Raw genomic sequence first — 19,685 nt, 5'->3', positions numbered from 1 at the left:
ACACGCCGTTGCGACGGCGCATCGAATCGACGGAGACGGAAATTATTGCCGCAAGGCGGCCGGTGCGGCGTGCCCGGCCGCTACGCGCGGATATCGTCGACGCTGCGCAGCCAGTGCACGCTGAACAGCTCGTCGGCGTCGGTCCACACGGTGTCGGGCTCGAAGCCCGCGCGCCGCGCGATCGCATGGAAGCCGTCGATCGTGAACTTGTGCGAGTTCTCCGTATGGATGCGCTCGCCGGCCTCGAAGCGGAACGCGTGGCCGCGCACGTGCACCGTCTGCGCGACATCGCTGACGAGATGCATCTCGATGCGCTGCCGCTCGCGATCGTAGAACGCGCAATGCGAGAAGGCGTCGACGTCGAAATCCGCGCCGAGCTCCGCGTTCGCGCGCACCAGCAGGTTCAGGTTGAACTGCGCCGTGACGCCCTGCGCGTCGTTGTACGCACGATGCAGTGTGCGCTCGTCCTTCACCAGATCGGCGCCGACCAGCAGGCCGCCGCCGCGCAGCAGTCGTGCGGCGTCGCGCAGGAACGCATCGGCTTCTTCCGGCGAGAAGTTGCCGATCGTCGAGCCGGGGAAAAAGCCGATGCGTCGCCGCGGCGTGTTCGTCAGCTCGGCCAGCTGCTCGGCCTTCGTGTAGTCCGCGGCGAGCGGCGCGACGTCGAGCCACGGATACGCGGCGCGCAGGCGCGCGGCCGCGCCGTGCAGATAGTCGGCCGAGATGTCGATCGGCACGTAGCGCGCCGGCGCGTTCGCATAGTTGTTCGCGCAGGCGTCGAGCAGCACGCGAATCTTCTCGAGCGAGCCCGCGCCGAATTCGACGATGTCGGCGTGCGGGCCGACGCGCTGCACGATCTCGGCCGCGCGGTCGCGCAGGATGCCGAGCTCGGTGCGCGTCGGGTAGTACTCCGGCAGCTCGCAAATGCGGTCGAACAGCGCGGAGCCGGCCGCATCGTAGAAGTACTTCGGCGGAATGCTGCGCGGCGTGCGCGACAGCCCGTCGATCAGGTCGCGCTCGAACGCGCTCGGCCGCGCCTCGCGGGCGGGTTGCTGGCCACCGCTCGTGGCCGTCAGGTCAGACGTCTCGCGCAAGTCGCACTCCCGTGAATTGCCAGCGCGCGGCCGGCGGAAAGAAATTGCGGTACGTCGGCCGCGCGTGGCCCGGCGGCGTCGCGATGCTGCTGCCGCGCAGGACCTGCTGGCCGACCATGAACTTGCCGTTGTATTCGGCCGCGACGCCGGCCAGCGGCCGAAAGCCCGGATACGGCTCGTACGACGAACGCGTCCACTGCCACACGTGGCCGAGCATCTCGCGCACGCCGTCCACGCCGAACGCGGCTTCCCATTCGAATTCGGTCGGCAGGCGTGCGCCGGCCCATTCCGCGTACGCGGCCGCCTCGTAGAAACTCACGTGGCACACCGGCGCATCGGGCGCGAGCGGTTCGACGCCATGCAGGCCGAACGCGCGCCATTCGCGTACGGTTTTCGCGGTGCGCTCATCGTCGGCGATCCAGTACGCCGGCGCGCACCACCCTTCGCGCTGCACGGTCGCCCAGCCGTCGGACAACCAGAGTTCGGCGCGCGTGTAGCCGCCATCCGCGATGAAGGCCGCGAATTCGGCATTCGTCACGAGGCGGTTCGCGATCTCGCAGGGCTGCACGAGCGCCGTATGGCGCGGGCGCTCGTTGTCGAACGAGAACGCGTCGCCGTCGTGGCCGATCTGGACGAGGCCGCCCGGCTGACGCAGCCAGCGCAGCGCGCCGGCGTCGCCCGCGGCGAGCGCCGCTTGCGCGTGCGCGCCGTCGCGCGGCCGGAACGCAGGCTTGAGCGGGTTGCACGAGAACGCGTGCAGCATGTCGGTGACGATCAGCTCCTGATGCTGCTGCTCGTGATGCAGGCCCAGCTCGACCTCGGGTGCGATCGCGGCCAGCAAGGCGGGATCCGCAGCGTCGAGTGCGTGCTGCAGCGCTGCGTCGACATGCTGCCGGTACGCATGCACGCGATCGAGCGACGGACGCGTGAGCAGCCCGCGCTGCGGCCGCGGATGACGCGGGCCGAGCGCTTCGTAATACGAGTTGAACAGAAACTGGAACGCGTCGTCGAACGGCGCGTAGCCGGGCACGCGGCGCATCAGCACGACGGTTTCGAAGAACCAGGTGGTATGCGCGAGGTGCCACTTCACCGGGCTCGCGTCGGGCATCGACTGCACGGCCTGGTCTTCGGCCGACAGCGTCGCGGTCAACGCGAGGCTATGGGCGCGCACTTCCTGGTAACGGCGCTGAAGCTGGGATGCAAGGAGGCTCATCGGTTTACCGTCCACGTCGCGATTCGCTGCGTTGCGTTGCCGGGAAAAGGACAGCGTTGCGCTCGGATGCGCGCGGCTGACGTGCGACCTTCGTTGCTGCGTCGTCGGGCGGTAGATTCTGCGTCACTTCGTCTGCCCGTGCAGAACAGTATGGGCCAGAAATGTGACCGTCGCGAATCGGATTTCGGGTGAAACGATAGCGAAAGAGGAATGAAAGCATGGGTTCCACGAAGCTCGGATGGGCGGCGGGCGGTCGAATGCGGGTAGCGCAATGTGTCGCAACGCGCCCGCAATTCGCATGCCCGAGCGTCGATTCTGCCGACATCTGGTGACAAGCGCCCTGAGCGAGTGAAAGCTGCGATGACGCTGCGGCGTCTCCATGCGCGCGATACCGGGCGCGCTGCGCTTCTGATCGGACGCTCGGCGCACATGACCTGCAATCGCGCTGCATCGCCCCGCCGCTTCCGGTCGTTGAAATTTTTTTCGCGTCGATGTCACACGCGGCAGGTGTCGCTCGTCATGTCGTCTGAATCCACCCGAAAGGAGAAGCAACCATGACAGCGAAACTCAATCCGTTTGCCGCCGCGCCCGCGCTGATGAAGAGCTGGATGACCGTATCGGTCGCCGCTGCCGGGAGCCTCGAGCCGACGCTGATCGAGCTCGTCAAGATCCGCGCGTCGCAGATCAACGCGTGCGCGAACTGCCTTAACATGCACACGGTCGAGGCGCGCGCGCGAGGCGAGACCGAGCAGCGCATCAATCTGCTGGCCGCGTGGCGCGAGGCGCCCTGCTACACCGATCGCGAACGCGCCGCGCTCGGCTGGACCGATGCGCTGACGCGGCTGTCGGAAGGCCACGATGCGCGCGCAGCCGCGTATGCGGCGCTGGTCGATCAATTCAGCCAGGAGGAACAGGTGAAACTCACGCTGATGATCAACGTGATCAACGGCTGGAACCGGCTCGCCGTCGGCTTCGGCTTGTGGGTCGATCCGGCCGAAGCGAAGGCTGCCGCCGCGAGCCTGGTGGCCTGATGACGAACGTCGATCCGTCCGCGGGCGGTGACGACGCAGCGACGAGCTTCGATCCGCTGCGTCGTACGTTGATCCGCGTCGCGTACCGGATGCTCGGCTCCGTCGCCGATGCCGAGGATGTCGTGCAGGACGCGTTCATCCGCTGGATGGACGTCGATCGCGCCGACGTGCGCGTGCCCGAGGCGTTCCTGCGCCGGATGGTGACGCGCATGTGCATCGATCAGCTGAAGTCCGCGCGGCATCAGCGCGAGACCTATATCGGCCCGTGGCTGCCCGAGCCGATCGTCGACGAAGACGTGCAGGAGGACGTGACGCTGCCGCTGCTGCTCGCGCTCGAACGGCTGTCGCCGCTGGAGCGCGCGGCGTTTCTGTTGCACGACGTGTTCGGTCTCGAGTTCGACGAGATAGCGACGACGATCCAGCGCGAACCGGCTGCGTGCCGCCAGCTCGCTGCGCGGGCGCGCACACACGTGCGCGACGCGCGGCCGCGTTTTCATGTCGAGAAGCAGCGCGGAATCGAGTTGGCCGAGGCGTTCTTCGCGGCGTCGCGCAGCGGCGACATGCGGGCACTCGGTGCGCTGCTCGCCGAGGACGTGAGCCTGCATTCGGACGGCGGCGGCAAGCGCTCGGCCGCGGGCAAGCCGGTGTTCGGATTCGACCGCGTGATGAAGGTGCACGCGTTTCTCGCGCGGCTGTTCGCGACGCATGCATCGAAGCTCGTGCGGGCCGGGTTCATCAACGGCTTGCCGGGCTTCGTCACGCTGGAGGCCGACGGCGAGTTGCAGACCACGGCGCTCGAGGTCGACGACGGGAAGATCGTCGCGATCTATGTCGTGCGCAATCCGGACAAGCTGAAGCATCTGCATTGAAGGCGGCCGGCGGGCGATTCGTGCGCCCGCTTGGCTGCTTGCAGCGCATGCGTGATTTCGACCGCAAAAAGAAAAACGCCACGCGATGTTGCCGCGTGGCGTTCGTATGTTTGGCGAGCCGACTGCCTGTAGGCAATGCGTGCTGCCGGACCCCTTCATTTATTCGTTGGTAGGCTCGATTGGATTCGAACCAACGACCCCCACCATGTCAAGGTGGTGCTCTAACCAACTGAGCTACGAGCCTAAGAAGCCGCGAATTATAGAGAGGGTTTTCAGACAGCACAAGCCCCTTCGTGAAAATTTTTTGAACCGGTGTGCGGGAGCGGCTGGCGGTTGGTGTGGGGCGGCGAAGTCGGGGCGTTGCGCTCGTGTCGTCGCGTCACAGCAAAACGTGTCGGTGCGCTGTGACGTTATCCACATCGCCCTCTGGATAACCGGCTCGGAAGCCTCTGGATTCACAGTGGAACGATTGGGGATACGTCGGCGCGGCTGTGAATCGACGAAAAGTTGTTCTGTGCTGCACAGAGATTTGCGTCTGCTTTGCGGCGGGTTATGCGTTGCGGTTCGGGCTTTGGATTCAGGGGGTTAAGGAGGTTATCCACTGTGAGGCCGTGCGCTTGTTAACTATCACTACGTATGTATACGAATCCTGTTAACACCTTTGGATAAGCACAGTCCGGAGACTGTGATTCGGAGTGGATGTGCACTGCGTGCGGTGGAGGGAGAACCCAATTTGGGCGCTGTGAGCGGGGCCAAGGTCTGGATGGGACGCACAGATCAATTGTTTGATAGCGTGGGGCCGGAGCTAGCTTGGCGAGCTCAAGCTGCATTGGGTGATGTGCTGCCTGGTAAAGCCGCGTAGCTCGGAAGCGGCGCGGCAGGCGAAGCGTCCTGGGGAGTGGTCTGCACAGGAAACGCTCGTGCCGGTGATGCGGCTCTCCATCACGTTTGGTTAACCGGAAGCAAACCAGTTCGAAGCGCTGTGCAGCTCGCCGGCCGGCTGTGCAAGCCGCTGCATGGAGGCGTCGTTGGCTCGAGAATGAAGAGACCCATACAAAGATGACCGACAGCAACGTGAGTCCCACGACGCGAATTGGAAGCGTGGTACGAAGTTCAACGATGACGAAGACGATCAAGCAATACGACATGGCCGACGATGCGACCCGGCGCAGAATTTTCTGGCTGCTTCAACGACTGACCAGCTTCTCGCTCTGGAAGCGCAAGCGCGAAGACTTTGCGATCTTCGCGAACGAGTACGAGAACGCGGTAAAGACTTGGCCCGAAGATGATCCCGAGGTCATGCCGGCAAACAATTTGCCGATCATCTTCGAAATACTGGCAGCCTACGATCGAGGGTTGCCAGAACTGGCCCGCGGAGACCGGTCCGTTTGGCAGCGCAGAGAGCCGCTGCAATACGCGTTCGATCGATTTACGTATCTGAACGCGTATTTTTTCCCCCATCCCGATTACTGGGATCGCGGTGCGCAGGCTGCTCCTTACCCGCCGAAGGTCGAAGCGCTGGCGTGGCTGCTGCATGTATCGGAATACCAGATGGAACACGCGCCATTCGAGCCCGGACATACTGGTCTCGCACAACTGCGCTCGGTCGGACTGCTGCTGTCTCCCGGTGCATACGACTACACCTTCTACACGCTTCCGTATCCGGTATTTCCAGCGAACCTGCCGGAGGTTCCGGAACCCGTGGGCCCGGTGGTCAAATCTGGTGACAAAGTGCCTTGTGACGGCATCTGGGAGCCCGTTACCGTCGAGCAATCGAAGTTGCTGGGCGTTGTGCCGGTCGGCAATCGCAGCTTGCACAACAACGGCTGCTTCAACTATTTCATTCGTGACATCCGCGCGCCGAACCTCCGGGATGACGAGACGCGAACGCCCGTCAAGACGCACTGGCGGCTGTTGTGGGAAGACAAGCGATACGCGGACGGCATCATCCCCGACGAATCGGAGTACTTCCTCGATCCGCCTTCAGCGCCGGCGTCCGACCGCGACCCCGTCGCGCAGGTCCGCACGAGCGATATCTGCCCGGTGACCGGCGATTGGCAGACGGACGAATACGGCGGCAAGGTGCTGCGCGTCGAAGCCGGGGCGGCGATGCCCGACATGCTGGTTCGGGACAATCTGGGGGAGCTCAAGGTGCACTGGGTGACGTGGCGTCTGGTGAAGCGCGCGTAGTGCGCAGACGGCAAGGGCGGGCAAATGCCGCCCTTGCTGCCGTAGCACTTGGCTTCTGAGTGTGGACAACCGGCACGCAACACAATCGGAAACGGTGTGCCCGTCGACAAAAAGCACGAGTTCGAAGCACTGACGCGCATGCGAACACCGCGAGCGCAGCCGAACCGAGATCCGCTATGCCGGCTCAGTGAAAGCTGTGTGGATATCGCCGCCCGAAGTCACTCGAAACGCTGTGTAACCCGAAGATGGGCGGTTCGACGAGAGGCTGCATGCAGAGTTGCCGAGACTGATGTTGATATCCCGCGCGCAGAAGACGCCAAACCGCACGACACCGGAATCGTGCAAGACACGCCGATCTGCGAACGCACCGAGACGAGACTCTCTGTGTGGACAACCGCCACAAAAGCGACTCCCAACGCTGTGGATCTGAACGTCTCACATGAGCGCTTTGAGCGCTGGCCGAGCTCCACCAGCCGGCCCGCCGACATCACCCCCCTCAAATCTGCTGATCCAACGCCCTCGCAACGGCTTGCTCACCGAGATTGCTCGCCGGCCCGACCACCGCATAGTTGAGCCCGTTCACCGACCCATACCGCGCCATCAACGCGCCGTCCACGCGTTGCCCCGCGGGCAGCAGCCGATTTTTCGCTTCCGCTGGCCGCAGATAGAAGCTCAGCGTCCGCCCGGCATCGTCCTCATAGAGCACCATCGCGGCCGCGGCGCCGCTGTCCGTCATGAACAACCGCGCGCCGATCGGCTTGAACCCTGCGGCACTCAAGTCCGGCAGCTTCGCCGACGCGCCGACGCGTCTGGTGAGCCACCCATGCAGATCCTTCGCACTCGTCGGCCGGAAATCCACCTTCGCGACCTGATCGACCACCATCATCCGGTAAGCCTCGACCGCATCGCTCATCGGCGCGACGGGCGGCGGCGCGTTCCACCCGCGCGCCTGCCAGCCGCCGAAGGTGCCGAGCCCGATGCAGAACACGAACGAAGCGGCCATCGCGAACCGCATCCGTGAGCGTTCGGTGCGGCGCGAACGAATCGCGGCCGGATCGAGCTCGGGATTCCCGGCGGGCATCCGCACGCTTTCGAGCGCTGCCCGCAACCGCTGCGCATCCTGCTGCCACTGCTTCACCTGCTCGGCGCTCTCCGGATGCAGCGCGAGATATCGCTCGACCGCGGCGCGCGCATCGTCGTCGAGCTGGCCGTCGACATAGGCCTGGAGATCGTGTTCGTCGGGGCGGAGGTCGTTCATTTCATCAACCGGAGAGAAGGAGCGGGAAGCTCGCCGTCGCTGAGCTGGCGCAGCGCCTGCCGCGCTCGCGACAGGCGCGACATCACGGTGCCGATCGGCACCTCGAGCAGATCGGCGACTTCCCGATACGTGAAGCCTTCGACCGCGACGAGCAGCAGCAGGCTGCGCTGCTCGTCGGAGAGCCGGCCGAACGCTTCGAGCGTCGCGCGCGCGGCGAATTCGCGTTCGGCGGACGGCCAGTGCGCGTCTTCATCGTCGCGGATGCGGCCGAGCAGCCACGCGTAGCGCTTCGCGCTGCGCTTGCCGTCGAGAAACTGGCGGTAAAGGATCGTGAAGAGCCAGCTGCGCAGCGATGCGTCGTCGCGGCGGCTCGCCCAGCGCGACAACGCGCGCTCGAGCGTCGACTGAACGAGATCGTCGGCTGCGTGGACGTCGCGCGCCAACCACAGCGCGAAGCGTCGCAGCCTGGGGATGAGTGCGCGCAACGCGTCGTCGTCGGGGGCGTTTGAAGGCATGGCCGGGGGCGAGCCGAAAGGCGTGGAGATGCCGGGTAAGACGCCGCCCGGCACCGCTTATTCCATCAGCATACGAAAAATTGTTTCGTGGAATAAAGCGACGCGGGCGGCGTCCTATTCCCGTTCGACAATGATCAGACGATCGGGAGTGCATCCATGAAGCAATCTTCTTCTTCGCCGCCGCGCGAGCCTGGGCGCGGATGGTGGCGCTGGGCCGTGATCGGCGGCGCGGCGGCCGGCGTGGTGGTGGCGTTCGGCTATGTCGGCGGGTGGCTCGCGCCGGCGCGGCTGACGCCGCATCGGCTCGTCGACGCGCTGCAGACGGCCGGCGGCGGCGTCCATCCGGGCTTCCGGCGCAATCACGCGAAGGGCGTGTGCGTGACCGGCTACTTCGAAGGCAGCGGCGCCGCGAGTGCGTATTCGGTGGCGCCGTTCTTCAAGCCCGTGCGCACGCCGGTGGTCGGCCGGTTCGCGCTGCCGGGCGGCAATCCGTATGCGCCGGACAGCAGCGTGCCGATCCGCAGCCTCGCGCTGAAGCTGACCGCTCCGGACGGCGAGCAATGGCGCACCGGGATGAACGCGATGCCGGTGTTCCCGGTCGCGACGCCGAAGGCGTTCTACGAGCAGCTGCTCGCGACCGCGCCCGACCCGGCGACGGGCAAGGCCGATCCGGCGAAGGTGAAGGCGTTCTTCGCCGCGCATCCGGAGACGGCCGCCTTCCGCGCATGGGTGAAGGGTGCGAAGCCGAGCGCGAGCTACGTCACCGAAAGCTATTACGGGCTGAACGCGTTCTACTTCGTCGACGCCGCCGGCCAGCGGCACGCGGTGAGATGGCGCGTCGTGCCCGAGCAGACGGCCGGCGCCGCGGACGTCGCGACGGCGGCCGATCCGAACGTGCTGCAGCAGGACGTCACGCGCCGCATCGCTGGCGGTGCGCAGAAGTGGAAGATGCTCGTCACCTTGGCCGAACCCGGCGATCCGGTGGACGACGCGACGAAAACCTGGCCCGCGCAGCGAACGACGATCGACGCCGGCACGCTGGTGCTCGATCGCGTCGAGCCGCAGGACAGCGGCCCGTGCCGCGACGTGAACTACGACCCGACGGTGCTGCCGCGCGGGATTCAGGTGTCGGGCGATCCGTTGCTGGCGGCGCGCTCGGCCGCGTATGCGGATTCGTATCTGCGCCGCACGAGTGAAGAGGCCGGCGTGGCCGGGGCGGCGCGATTGACTGCGGAGGGACGATGATGAACGGAACGACGACGTTTGGCTTGCCGGCGAGGCTGCTGCATTGGGTGATGGCCGCGATGATCGTGACGATGCTGTTCGTCGGTGTGGGGATGGTGGCGTCGGTTTCGCGGCGACACGATTTCCTGGTGGCGTTGCACAAGCCGTTGGGGATCGCCGTGCTGGTGCTGGTGTGCGTGCGCATCGCGGTGCGGCTGTCGACGAAAGCGCCGGCGCTGCCGGACGATCTGCCGTGGTGGCAGAAGCTTGCCGCGCACGGGTCGCATCTCGTGCTGTATGCGCTCATGGTCGCGATGCCGCTGATCGGCTGGGCGATGCTGTCGGCGGGCGGATACCCGGTGACCTTGGGCGGCGGGGTGCAATTGCCGGCGCTGGTCGCGGCGGATCCGGCGACCTTCGCATGGCTGCGGGTCGCGCATCGGGTGTTGGCTTACCTGTTCTTCGTCACGTTCGTCGCGCACTTCGCGGCGGCGCTCTATCACGGGCTGATCCGGCGCGACGGGGTGGTGAGGGCGATGGTTGGGCGTTGACTGGCGCGGGTTGCGCGCGATGCGGCGGGGCTGTCGGCGGCGCTCAAGGGTGCCGCCGCTGTCTCGATTTGACGGCTGCGGAAGGCTGCTCAACGGACTCCGCCGCACCGCTTGTCAAAAAATTTTCAAAAAGTGCTTGACGCCGATGCTGGGGAAAACCATAATTCGGCCTCTCTTGATTGAGACGCGAAACAAACGAGACGTTTGAAACGCGACGTTCTTTAAAAATTAACAGCCGATAAGTGTGGGCGCTTGATGGAAGCGAGCTGATCTTCGGATCAGAAAGCGAAAGTATCAAGAGTCTCACACTAAAGTAAGTCAGGTTTATGAAGAGATTCATATACCTGTCAGCTTTGAGTGAGCGACCGGTTCTTAACGGAACCGAAAACAGTAACAGGTTTAAACTGAAGAGTTTGATCCTGGCTCAGATTGAACGCTGGCGGCATGCCTTACACATGCAAGTCGAACGGCAGCACGGGTGCTTGCACCTGGTGGCGAGTGGCGAACGGGTGAGTAATACATCGGAACATGTCCTGTAGTGGGGGATAGCCCGGCGAAAGCCGGATTAATACCGCATACGATCTATGGATGAAAGCGGGGGACCTTCGGGCCTCGCGCTATAGGGTTGGCCGATGGCTGATTAGCTAGTTGGTGGGGTAAAGGCCTACCAAGGCGACGATCAGTAGCTGGTCTGAGAGGACGACCAGCCACACTGGGACTGAGACACGGCCCAGACTCCTACGGGAGGCAGCAGTGGGGAATTTTGGACAATGGGCGAAAGCCTGATCCAGCAATGCCGCGTGTGTGAAGAAGGCCTTCGGGTTGTAAAGCACTTTTGTCCGGAAAGAAATCCTTGGCTCTAATACAGTCGGGGGATGACGGTACCGGAAGAATAAGCACCGGCTAACTACGTGCCAGCAGCCGCGGTAATACGTAGGGTGCAAGCGTTAATCGGAATTACTGGGCGTAAAGCGTGCGCAGGCGGTTTGCTAAGACCGATGTGAAATCCCCGGGCTCAACCTGGGAACTGCATTGGTGACTGGCAGGCTAGAGTATGGCAGAGGGGGGTAGAATTCCACGTGTAGCAGTGAAATGCGTAGAGATGTGGAGGAATACCGATGGCGAAGGCAGCCCCCTGGGCCAATACTGACGCTCATGCACGAAAGCGTGGGGAGCAAACAGGATTAGATACCCTGGTAGTCCACGCCCTAAACGATGTCAACTAGTTGTTGGGGATTCATTTCCTTAGTAACGTAGCTAACGCGTGAAGTTGACCGCCTGGGGAGTACGGTCGCAAGATTAAAACTCAAAGGAATTGACGGGGACCCGCACAAGCGGTGGATGATGTGGATTAATTCGATGCAACGCGAAAAACCTTACCTACCCTTGACATGGTCGGAATCCTGAAGAGATTCGGGAGTGCTCGAAAGAGAACCGGCGCACAGGTGCTGCATGGCTGTCGTCAGCTCGTGTCGTGAGATGTTGGGTTAAGTCCCGCAACGAGCGCAACCCTTGTCCTTAGTTGCTACGCAAGAGCACTCTAAGGAGACTGCCGGTGACAAACCGGAGGAAGGTGGGGATGACGTCAAGTCCTCATGGCCCTTATGGGTAGGGCTTCACACGTCATACAATGGTCGGAACAGAGGGTTGCCAACCCGCGAGGGGGAGCTAATCCCAGAAAACCGATCGTAGTCCGGATTGCACTCTGCAACTCGAGTGCATGAAGCTGGAATCGCTAGTAATCGCGGATCAGCATGCCGCGGTGAATACGTTCCCGGGTCTTGTACACACCGCCCGTCACACCATGGGAGTGGGTTTTACCAGAAGTGGCTAGTCTAACCGCAAGGAGGACGGTCACCACGGTAGGATTCATGACTGGGGTGAAGTCGTAACAAGGTAGCCGTATCGGAAGGTGCGGCTGGATCACCTCCTTTCCAGAGCTATCTCGCAAAATTGAGCGCTCACGCTTATCGGCTGTTGGTTTAGAAAGAAAGACTGTCTGTTGGCGGTTTTATCGGTTATAATACCGGCCGCTTTCGATAATCTTCAATGAAAAATATTCGAACGGTGTTTCGTTCGAGTCTTTCTCATTGGCGATTGAGCCAGTCAGAGTGATATGAGTAACACCATATCGGCTGTCGTTCTTTAACAATCTGGAAGAAGTAAGTAATTTGGATAGCGGAAGCGTCTTGAGATGGACGTGGAAACTATCCGGGTTGTGATTGTATCGATGTATCTCAAGATGATTCGAACTTCATGTTCGGCTCAATTGGAATACGGCACAATGCGAGAACTCAACCTGTAACGAGACAGACTCGTTATAGGGTCAAGCGAACAAGTGCATGTGGTGGATGCCTTGGCGATCACAGGCGATGAAGGACGCGGTAGCCTGCGAAAAGCTACGGGGAGCTGGCAAACGAGCTTTGATCCGTAGATGTCCGAATGGGGAAACCCGGCCCTTTTGGGTCATCCTGGACTGAATACATAGGTCCAGAGAAGCGAACGCGGTGAACTGAAACATCTAAGTAACCGCAGGAAAAGAAATCAACCGAGATTCCCAAAGTAGTGGCGAGCGAAATGGGATGAGCCTTGCACTCTTTATTTGTATTGTTAGCCGAACGCTCTGGAAAGTGCGGCCATAGCAGGTGATAGCCCTGTAGGCGAAAACAGTATGAAAGAACTAGGTGTGCGACAAGTAGGGCGGGACACGTGAAATCCTGTCTGAAGATGGGGGGACCATCCTCCAAGGCTAAATACTCGTGATCGACCGATAGTGAACCAGTACCGTGAGGGAAAGGCGAAAAGAACCCCGGGAGGGGAGTGAAATAGATCCTGAAACCGCATGCATACAAACAGTCGGAGCCTCGCAAGGGGTGACGGCGTACCTTTTGTATAATGGGTCAGCGACTTACGTTCAGTAGCAAGCTTAACCGTATAGGGCAGGCGTAGCGAAAGCGAGTCCGAATAGGGCGTTCAGTTGCTGGGCGTAGACCCGAAACCAGGTGATCTATCCATGGCCAGGATGAAGGTGCGGTAACACGTACTGGAGGTCCGAACCCACTAACGTTGAAAAGTTAGGGGATGAGCTGTGGATAGGGGTGAAAGGCTAAACAAACCTGGAAATAGCTGGTTCTCTCCGAAAACTATTTAGGTAGTGCCTCGTGTCTCACCTTCGGGGGTAGAGCACTGTCATGGTTGGGGGGTCTATTGCAGATTACCCCGCCATAGCAAACTCCGAATACCGAAGAGTGCAATCACGGGAGACAGACATCGGGTGCTAACGTCCGGTGTCAAGAGGGAAACAACCCAGACCGCCAGCTAAGGTCCCCAAATATAGCTAAGTGGGAAACGAAGTGGGAAGGCTAAAACAGTCAGGAGGTTGGCTTAGAAGCAGCCACCCTTTAAAGAAAGCGTAATAGCTCACTGATCGAGTCGTCCTGCGCGGAAGATGTAACGGGGCTAAGCTATATACCGAAGCTGCGGATGCGAGCTTTGCTCGCATGGTAGGAGAGCGTTCCGTAAGCCTGCGAAGGTGCCTTGTAAAGGGTGCTGGAGGTATCGGAAGTGCGAATGCTGACATGAGTAGCGATAAAGGGGGTGAAAGGCCCCCTCGCCGTAAGCCCAAGGTTTCCTACGCAACGTTCATCGGCGTAGGGTGAGTCGGCCCCTAAGGCGAGGCAGAAATGCGTAGCTGATGGGAAGCAGGTCAATATTCCTGCACCATTGTTAGATGCGATGGGGGGACGGATCGCGGAAGGTTGTCCGGGTGTTGGAAGTCCCGGTCGCTGCATTGGAGAAGGCACTTAGGCAAATCCGGGTGCGTAATTCAAGGGTGTGGCGCGAGCTCCTTCGGGAGCGAAGCAATTGGAAGTGGTTCCAAGAAAAGCCTCTAAGCTTCAGTCTAACGATGACCGTACCGCAAACCGACACAGGTGGGCGAGATGAGTATTCTAAGGCGCTTGAGAGAACTCGGGAGAAGGAACTCGGCAAATTGGTACCGTAACTTCGGGATAAGGTACGCCCTTGTAGCTTGACTGGCCTGCGCCAGGAGGGTGAAGGGGTTGCAATAAACTGGTGGCTGCGACTGTTTAATAAAAACACAGCACTCTGCAAACACGAAAGTGGACGTATAGGGTGTGACGCCTGCCCGGTGCCGGAAGATTAAATGATGGGGTGCAAGCTCTTGATTGAAGTCCCGGTAAACGGCGGCCGTAACTATAACGGTCCTAAGGTAGCGAAATTCCTTGTCGGGTAAGTTCCGACCTGCACGAATGGCGTAACGATGGCCACACTGTCTCCTCCCGAGACTCAGCGAAGTTGAAGTGTTTGTGATGATGCAATCTACCCGCGGCTAGACGGAAAGACCCCATGAACCTTTACTGTAGCTTTGCATTGGACTTTGAACCGATCTGTGTAGGATAGGTGGGAGGCTATGAAACCGGAACGCTAGTTTCGGTGGAGCCGTCCTTGAAATACCACCCTGGTTTGTTTGAGGTTCTAACCTTGGCCCGTGATCCGGGTCGGGGACAGTGCATGGTAGGCAGTTTGACTGGGGCGGTCTCCTCCCAAAGCGTAACGGAGGAGTACGAAGGTACGCTAGGTACGGTCGGAAATCGTGCTGATAGTGCAATGGCATAAGCGTGCTTAACTGCGAGACCGACAAGTCGAGCAGGTGCGAAAGCAGGTCATAGTGATCCGGTGGTTCTGTATGGAAGGGCCATCGCTCAACGGATAAAAGGTACTCTGGGGATAACAGGCTGATACCGCCCAAGAGTTCATATCGACGGCGGTGTTTGGCACCTCGATGTCGGCTCATCTCATCCTGGGGCTGTAGCCGGTCCCAAGGGTATGGCTGTTCGCCATTTAAAGAGGTACGTGAGCTGGGTTTAAAACGTCGTGAGACAGTTTGGTCCCTATCTGCCGTGGGCGTTGGATATTTGAAGGGGGCTGCTCCTAGTACGAGAGGACCGGAGTGGACGAACCTCTGGTGTACCGGTTGTCACGCCAGTGGCATCGCCGGGTAGCTATGTTCGGAAGAGATAACCGCTGAAAGCATCTAAGCGGGAAACTCGCCTTAAGATGAGATATCCCTGGGGACTAGATCCCCTTGAAGGGTCGTTCGAGACCAGGACGTTGATAGGTCAGGTGTGTAAGCGCAGTAATGCGTTCAGCTAACTGATACTAATTGCCCGTAAGGCTTGATCCTATAACAAGTCTGCCTTGTAGATCGGCGCCGTGCGAAAGCACTGGCCGCGATCCAGCGCGACATGTTGGATTCTCGTGTGTGATACACACAACTCAAGATTACTGCTTCTTCCCAGATTGGTTCTGTTGGCCACGCCAGCAGAACAACCCTCTTTGCCTGATGACCATAGCGAGTCGGTCCCACCCCTTCCCATCCCGAACAGGACCGTGAAACGACTCTACGCCGATGATAGTGCGGATTCCCGTGTGAAAGTAGGTAATCGTCAGGCTCCCTAAGCCAAGAACCCCCGCCTGAACAGGCGGGGGTTTTTGCATTTGTGGCCTCGGAAAATCCAGCCACCGAAGATCATCAGCATCTATCTGTTGACCGTTGGTGTGACGGTTGTTGACGATGGCTGTCGAAAACTGCGCGGCTTTCCGCGCTCGGGAAGAGCGCATGGAGATGGTCTCTCCGGGGGCGGGCCGTTGCGGAGGCAGTGAGGGCCGCGCAACGCGGCCCTTGACCCTTTAGCGCTCGAATAGTCGCCGTCAATCCGGTTGATGGTAGGGCTGCTCGCGGAAATCGAGATCACCATAGTGCGGCGTGATGTGCATTTGCCGGGTATCGTGGTTGATCTCGAAATAGACGCGGTCGCCAGGCTCGAATCCGAACAGCTTGAAGTGCGCGTCGATGACGGCCATCCAAGGCAAGTACGGCCAACCTCGCTTTGGCTTGTCAGGCGTGCTGCGGAGGATCAGCTGAAGCACGGTGGTAGGGTCGCGCTGGGGCTTGCGTTTCTTGGGAAGCGATTTAATATTCGGGACAGCCATTTCCGACTCCTGTGTTGAGTTGGTTGTGGTCAGCGGGTCGTATGGGTGGCAGCCCATGCGGCCCGCGCTCTTACTGCTTTGCTCTCTCTTCAGCGGTTCTTCTGATCCGCTGTCTCTAGCAATGCGATCTTTTATATATCGCACGCCACGGATAGTTTAGTCCGCGGTGCATCTCATAAATCGATTTGGATGCTCAATAGCCACATGGCAGATGCGTAAAGAAGATTTTTGTCAAACGTAGAAAAACTTTCGTATCGGTCCAATGGTTCGCCAGTGACGGAGGTGGTATGACTTCGCATATTTAATAAAATAGGGCGAAGCATAATGGAACGGTGCTATCTCAAGACGGCAGATCGTCAGCGCCGAAGTTCACGGCTCGGCTTGCGGGTCGACCGACGTTATTGCGGCCACCGGCCACGGCGGCCGGATTCACTCATGGGAAGCACGCCGGTCTTGACGGTGACCTTTACGCTTGCCCTTGCCACCCGAGTCCTGTCATGCGGGCATCTCAGTGTATTCAATGAGGTTCACTCCGGCATGATCTGCCCCAACAAACGGGGCCAGCTTAAGCGGCGTTTCGCGATTCCGTCGGACGGTTAGGCTGAAGACTAATTCGCGATAACGGCCAACGGCATGGCTGAGATCCAAATGGTGCTTGTCGTTCGCGACGAACAATTGCTGAACCTCCGATTTCATTGCCTCCGCCCAGGTGCGGCTCACCGTATTTCTGACCATAGACTTGCTTTCGCGGATCGTGCCGGAACGTGAGTGCACGCTTCAATACATGGCAAGTCGTCAACTTCTATCAAGTCGAACCATATTTCTCAGACTTTGGATTAGAATCGCGCGAGCGACTGGGTGCCGTCGCAATGGCCGTCTGTCCTTTGTCACAGTGTGGACAGTCGAACCTGAGAGAAAGAAGGATAACGAAAATGGATATCAGATCGTCCGCACTCGGGGACTTGAAGTTGCGCGAGCTCTATGAGGCGATCAGCAACGGCGTTTTGCAGCAGGGCCGAGTGCTGATGCTGGATACGCCGCTCGGCAAGAATGCGCTGGTGCCGTTACGGGTGCGCGGATCGGCCAGAATCGGGCGCGACTATTCGTACACGATCGACGTTGCGTCGACGCGCGACGACACTGCGCTGCTGTCGCTGATGCATCAGCCCGTGACCTTGCAGATTCAGCAAGTCACTGCTCCCTTTGCGATTCCTGTCTATCGTCCGGTTCACGGCTTCGTGCATCGGGTCGCCTATTTGGGCGGTAATGGCGGCCTTTCGACATACCAGATCGAGTTTTCATCGGCGCTGGTCTTCCTTGAGAAAACCCATAACGAAGAAGGCTGGCTCGAGAAAGACGCCCGGGAGATCATTTCCGACGTGCTTGATCGGTATCCGCAGCTACGCGGACAGTACCGTTTCTCGCTGTTGTCCGATCCTGCCAAGCGTTCGTGGTGCCGGCAAAGCGAATCCGATCTTCACTTTGTGAACCGCTTGGCTGAGGCCGAGGGCTGGTACTTCTACTGGATCCATGAAAACGTTGCTGAAGGCGACGCTCCAAAGACGACGCTCGTTATCGTCGACCACGTCTCGACTCTCCCAGATGCCAAGGCAGTTGAGTTCATTCGGGCGAACGACAGCAACGAATCGGATGGCTTCGCCCATTGGGCAGGGGTGCAGACGATGCAGAGCACGCGCTACATATCGCGTGCATTTGATTACAAGCGGCCCGCGTCCGATTTTCAGGCTGAGAGTGCACTTGCCGCGACGAGCTATGTCGCGGAGGAGCGCCGCCAGAAAGTCGAGCGTAGCGTTCCTGATGTGCCGATGACCGTCTACGAATCGACGGCTTACGGCTATTCCAGTTCGGACACGGGCGAGGCGCGAGCTCGACGGCTGGTAGAAGTATGGGATGCGCGAGCAAGCCGATATTTTGGTGTCGGAGGCGTGCGCTGGCTCGATGCCGGTTCGCGGTTTGTGTTGAACGGACATCCCCGCCACGAAGGCGGTGATGCGAAGAAGCGAGAGTTTCTGGTGATCGAGGCACGTTGGTTCATCGAGAACAATGTGCCGATTGGCCAGCAGACGGCCGAGTTTCCGCAGAGCCTTCGCGCAACGCTGGCCGAGCAGCAGGCGATCCACAGTGAGCGCTTTAAGACGCCTGGACATGCTGCGGATGGTTCAGCCGGATTTTTCGTGATCGAAGTCGAGGCGCAACCCACGGCAGTCGAATACCGGAGTCCGCTGGATCATCCGAAGCCGATCATGTCGATCGAACACGCGCTTGTCGTGACGCCCGATGGCGCCGAAGCATGGACGAACGACCGGAATCAGATCAGGGTGCATTTCGCATGGGACCGCAAGAATCCACCAGACGCTTTCACCTCCTCGCCATTGCTGTCATCGCTTCAATCGGATACTGGGAACGGTTATGGAGCGGTTCATGTTCCGCGGGCGCGGGAATGGGTCATCGTCGGCTACTGGAACGGCGACTGTGACAAGCCGTTCGTATTAGGGCGTATCAACGGAGGCGCAACCCCATCGCCATGGCATTCAAACGCATTGTTGTCCGGGTTTAAGTCCGAGGGATTCGGAAAGACAGGAGCATACAACTCCTTTGTCCACGACGATTCCACTAATCAAGGCGGCACACGCCTGGTCAGCTACACCGGCAAGAGCTATGCGGCGCTGACGCAGGGCTACCTGATCAAGCATGAGGGCAACACGCGCGGGAAGTATCTGGGCGCCGGTTTCATCCTGCACGCCGACGAGTTCGGTGCAGTTCGCGCCAGCAAGGGATTGTCCATCAGTGCGCATTCGAAATCCTACGACGACGAACAGATGGGCGTGGATGAGGCGCGGTCGCAGTTGCAGCAGGCGGGGATGTTGGTCGAATCGCTATCAAGCGCAAGCACAACCGCCCAGGCGGAATCGCTGCAAACCGGACAGGATGCGCTAAAAGCGTTGTCGAAGGACATCCAGCACCCAGTGTCGGGCGATACGTCGGGTGGCGTGACTGCAGGTGGCGGTACCGGCAGCGCCAACGGATTTTCGCAGCCGAACATATTGGTATCGACGCCGAAGGACATCGCTTTGGTTGCGGACAACTCGACGCATATCGTGGCCGAGAAAGAGATCAACGTCGTCAGCAACGAGAACACGTCTATGGCGACCGGCAAGTCGCTCGTCGTGGCGGCTGCGGAAAAGGTGAGCTTCTTCGCCCAGAAGCTCGGAGCGTTCTTTGTGACGGCTAAAGGTCCGATCAAACTGTCGGCCAACACGGATGACGTGAATGTCAATGCCGGTAAAGATGTGACCGTGAAGGCCAAGCGTATTGTGCTCGATGCCGATGAAATCATCATCAAGGCGGGCGGTTCGTACACCCGGTGGGTCGCTGCTGGCATTGAAGACGGCACGCAAGGTCCGCGCACGATCAAATCGGCGTCGCTCAGCCGTCAGGGGCCGAGCTCGATTGCGCAGCATATGAACAGTCTGCCGCAAGCCAAGTTCAACGATCCGTATGTGCTGCGAGATCGCATCACGGGCGAGGTGCTGAAAAACCATCCGTATGAACTGATCCGCGGGGACGGTACACGCCTGACCGGGACGACAAACGAACTGGGCCATGTCGCCGAGCAAAAAAGCGATGACGTTGAATCACTGATGCTGCATGCATTGAGGCGAACCCCGGACGCGGGTGGCGATACTCAATAACATTGTCTGACA

The 19,685-nt window shown here is 60.3% G+C and carries 12 protein-coding genes, 1 tRNA gene and 3 rRNA genes; 9 read left to right on the top strand and 7 right to left on the bottom strand.

Annotated elements, in window-relative coordinates:
• Positions 1 to 80: 80 nt before the first annotated feature.
• Entirely contained in the window at positions 81 to 1,094 is a 1,014-nt protein-coding gene (gene egtD / locus MYA_RS00110) for an L-histidine N(alpha)-methyltransferase (protein ID WP_014722120.1), read from the bottom strand.
• Entirely contained in the window at positions 1,078 to 2,307 is a 1,230-nt protein-coding gene (egtB, locus tag MYA_RS00105; RefSeq protein WP_041493714.1) for an ergothioneine biosynthesis protein EgtB, read from the bottom strand. The genes egtD and egtB overlap by 17 nt, the downstream gene beginning before the upstream one ends.
• Positions 2,308 to 2,861: 554 nt before the next feature.
• On the opposite strand from egtB, the gene MYA_RS00100 reads away from it, so the two are divergent.
• Positions 2,862 to 3,338 carry a carboxymuconolactone decarboxylase family protein gene (locus MYA_RS00100; protein WP_014722117.1) on the top strand — a complete coding sequence of 159 codons (477 nt, stop codon included), beginning with the start codon at positions 2,862 to 2,864 and terminating at the stop codon, positions 3,336 to 3,338.
• Entirely contained in the window at positions 3,338 to 4,207 is an 870-nt protein-coding gene (locus MYA_RS00095; RefSeq protein ID WP_014722116.1) for a sigma-70 family RNA polymerase sigma factor, read from the top strand. Before MYA_RS00100 ends, MYA_RS00095 begins: the two co-directional genes overlap by 1 nt.
• Positions 4,208 to 4,374: 167 nt before the next feature.
• Here the strand turns inward: MYA_RS00095 and MYA_RS00090 are convergent.
• Positions 4,375 to 4,451: transfer RNA gene (locus tag MYA_RS00090), tRNA-Val, on the bottom strand.
• An 875-nt stretch (positions 4,452 to 5,326) separates the two neighbouring features.
• Here MYA_RS00090 and MYA_RS00085 point away from each other — a divergent pair.
• Entirely contained in the window at positions 5,327 to 6,397 is a 1,071-nt protein-coding gene (locus MYA_RS00085) for an Imm72 family immunity protein (protein ID WP_014722115.1), read from the top strand.
• A gap of 496 nt (positions 6,398 to 6,893) precedes the next feature.
• Here the strand turns inward: MYA_RS00085 and MYA_RS00080 are convergent, their stop codons facing one another.
• Complete coding sequence (locus tag MYA_RS00080) at positions 6,894 to 7,655, bottom strand: anti-sigma factor family protein (protein ID WP_014722114.1); 762 nt, start codon at positions 7,653 to 7,655, stop codon at positions 6,894 to 6,896.
• On the bottom strand, positions 7,652 to 8,170 hold the full coding sequence (locus tag MYA_RS00075; RefSeq protein WP_041493713.1) for a sigma-70 family RNA polymerase sigma factor: 519 nt from the start codon (positions 8,168 to 8,170) through the stop codon (positions 7,652 to 7,654). Before MYA_RS00075 ends, MYA_RS00080 begins: the two co-directional genes overlap by 4 nt.
• A 156-nt stretch (positions 8,171 to 8,326) precedes the next feature.
• Between MYA_RS00075 and MYA_RS00070 the strand changes: the two genes are divergently transcribed.
• The 5 genes from MYA_RS00070 (at position 8,327) to rrf (ending at position 15,419) form a co-directional block, all read left to right on the top strand.
• Positions 8,327 to 9,415: a catalase family peroxidase gene (locus MYA_RS00070; protein ID WP_014722112.1), complete on the top strand. Its 1,089-nt coding sequence runs from the start codon at positions 8,327 to 8,329 to the stop codon at positions 9,413 to 9,415.
• Positions 9,412 to 9,945 (top strand): cytochrome b, encoded by a 534-nt coding sequence (locus tag MYA_RS00065; protein WP_014722111.1) that lies wholly within the window; start codon positions 9,412 to 9,414, stop codon positions 9,943 to 9,945. Before MYA_RS00070 ends, MYA_RS00065 begins: the two co-directional genes overlap by 4 nt.
• 401 nt (positions 9,946 to 10,346) lie before the next feature.
• A 16S ribosomal RNA gene (locus MYA_RS00060) occupies positions 10,347 to 11,879 on the top strand.
• Positions 11,880 to 12,269: 390 nt separating this feature from the next.
• Positions 12,270 to 15,151 (top strand): 23S ribosomal RNA (locus tag MYA_RS00055).
• A 155-nt stretch (positions 15,152 to 15,306) separates the two neighbouring features.
• Positions 15,307 to 15,419 (top strand): 5S ribosomal RNA (gene rrf, locus MYA_RS00050).
• The 16S, 23S and 5S rRNA genes sit together here, the layout of an rRNA operon.
• 259 nt (positions 15,420 to 15,678) lie before the next feature.
• Here rrf and MYA_RS00045 read toward each other — a convergent pair.
• Positions 15,679 to 15,960 carry a hypothetical protein gene (locus MYA_RS00045; protein ID WP_041493712.1) on the bottom strand — a complete coding sequence of 94 codons (282 nt, stop codon included), beginning with the start codon at positions 15,958 to 15,960 and terminating at the stop codon, positions 15,679 to 15,681.
• Positions 15,961 to 16,455: 495 nt separating this feature from the next.
• Complete coding sequence (locus MYA_RS30785; protein ID WP_134206944.1) at positions 16,456 to 16,680, bottom strand: hypothetical protein; 225 nt, start codon at positions 16,678 to 16,680, stop codon at positions 16,456 to 16,458.
• Between the two features lie 212 nt (positions 16,681 to 16,892).
• Here MYA_RS30785 and MYA_RS00040 point away from each other — a divergent pair, with 212 nt between their 5' ends.
• Positions 16,893 to 19,673, top strand: a complete 2,781-nt coding sequence (locus MYA_RS00040; protein ID WP_041493711.1) for a type VI secretion system Vgr family protein — start codon at positions 16,893 to 16,895, stop codon at positions 19,671 to 19,673.
• The last annotated feature ends 12 nt before the right edge of the window (positions 19,674 to 19,685 follow it).

Source organism: Burkholderia sp. KJ006, assembly GCF_000262695.1.
GTDB lineage: Bacteria > Pseudomonadota > Gammaproteobacteria > Burkholderiales > Burkholderiaceae > Burkholderia > Burkholderia vietnamiensis.
Note: the sequence above shows the minus strand (reverse complement) of the source record. Positions and strands in the feature narration are given on the sequence as shown.

What these genes read in the sequence shown, in the direction of transcription:
- MYA_RS00080 (WP_014722114.1), bottom strand. Translation starts at nt 7,655, where the DNA reads ATGAACGACCTCCGCCCCGACGAACACGATCTCCAGGCCTATGTCGAC.
- MYA_RS00065 (WP_014722111.1), top strand. Translation starts at nt 9,412, where the DNA reads ATGATGAACGGAACGACGACGTTTGGCTTGCCGGCGAGGCTGCTGCAT.
- MYA_RS00100 (WP_014722117.1), top strand. Translation starts at nt 2,862, where the DNA reads ATGACAGCGAAACTCAATCCGTTTGCCGCCGCGCCCGCGCTGATGAAG.
- MYA_RS00045 (WP_041493712.1), bottom strand. Translation starts at nt 15,960, where the DNA reads ATGGCTGTCCCGAATATTAAATCGCTTCCCAAGAAACGCAAGCCCCAG.
- MYA_RS00095 (WP_014722116.1), top strand. Translation starts at nt 3,338, where the DNA reads ATGACGAACGTCGATCCGTCCGCGGGCGGTGACGACGCAGCGACGAGC.
- egtB (WP_041493714.1), bottom strand. Translation starts at nt 2,307, where the DNA reads ATGAGCCTCCTTGCATCCCAGCTTCAGCGCCGTTACCAGGAAGTGCGC.
- MYA_RS00070 (WP_014722112.1), top strand. Translation starts at nt 8,327, where the DNA reads ATGAAGCAATCTTCTTCTTCGCCGCCGCGCGAGCCTGGGCGCGGATGG.
- MYA_RS00085 (WP_014722115.1), top strand. Translation starts at nt 5,327, where the DNA reads ATGACGAAGACGATCAAGCAATACGACATGGCCGACGATGCGACCCGG.
- MYA_RS00040 (WP_041493711.1), top strand. Translation starts at nt 16,893, where the DNA reads ATGGATATCAGATCGTCCGCACTCGGGGACTTGAAGTTGCGCGAGCTC.
- MYA_RS00075 (WP_041493713.1), bottom strand. Translation starts at nt 8,170, where the DNA reads ATGCCTTCAAACGCCCCCGACGACGACGCGTTGCGCGCACTCATCCCC.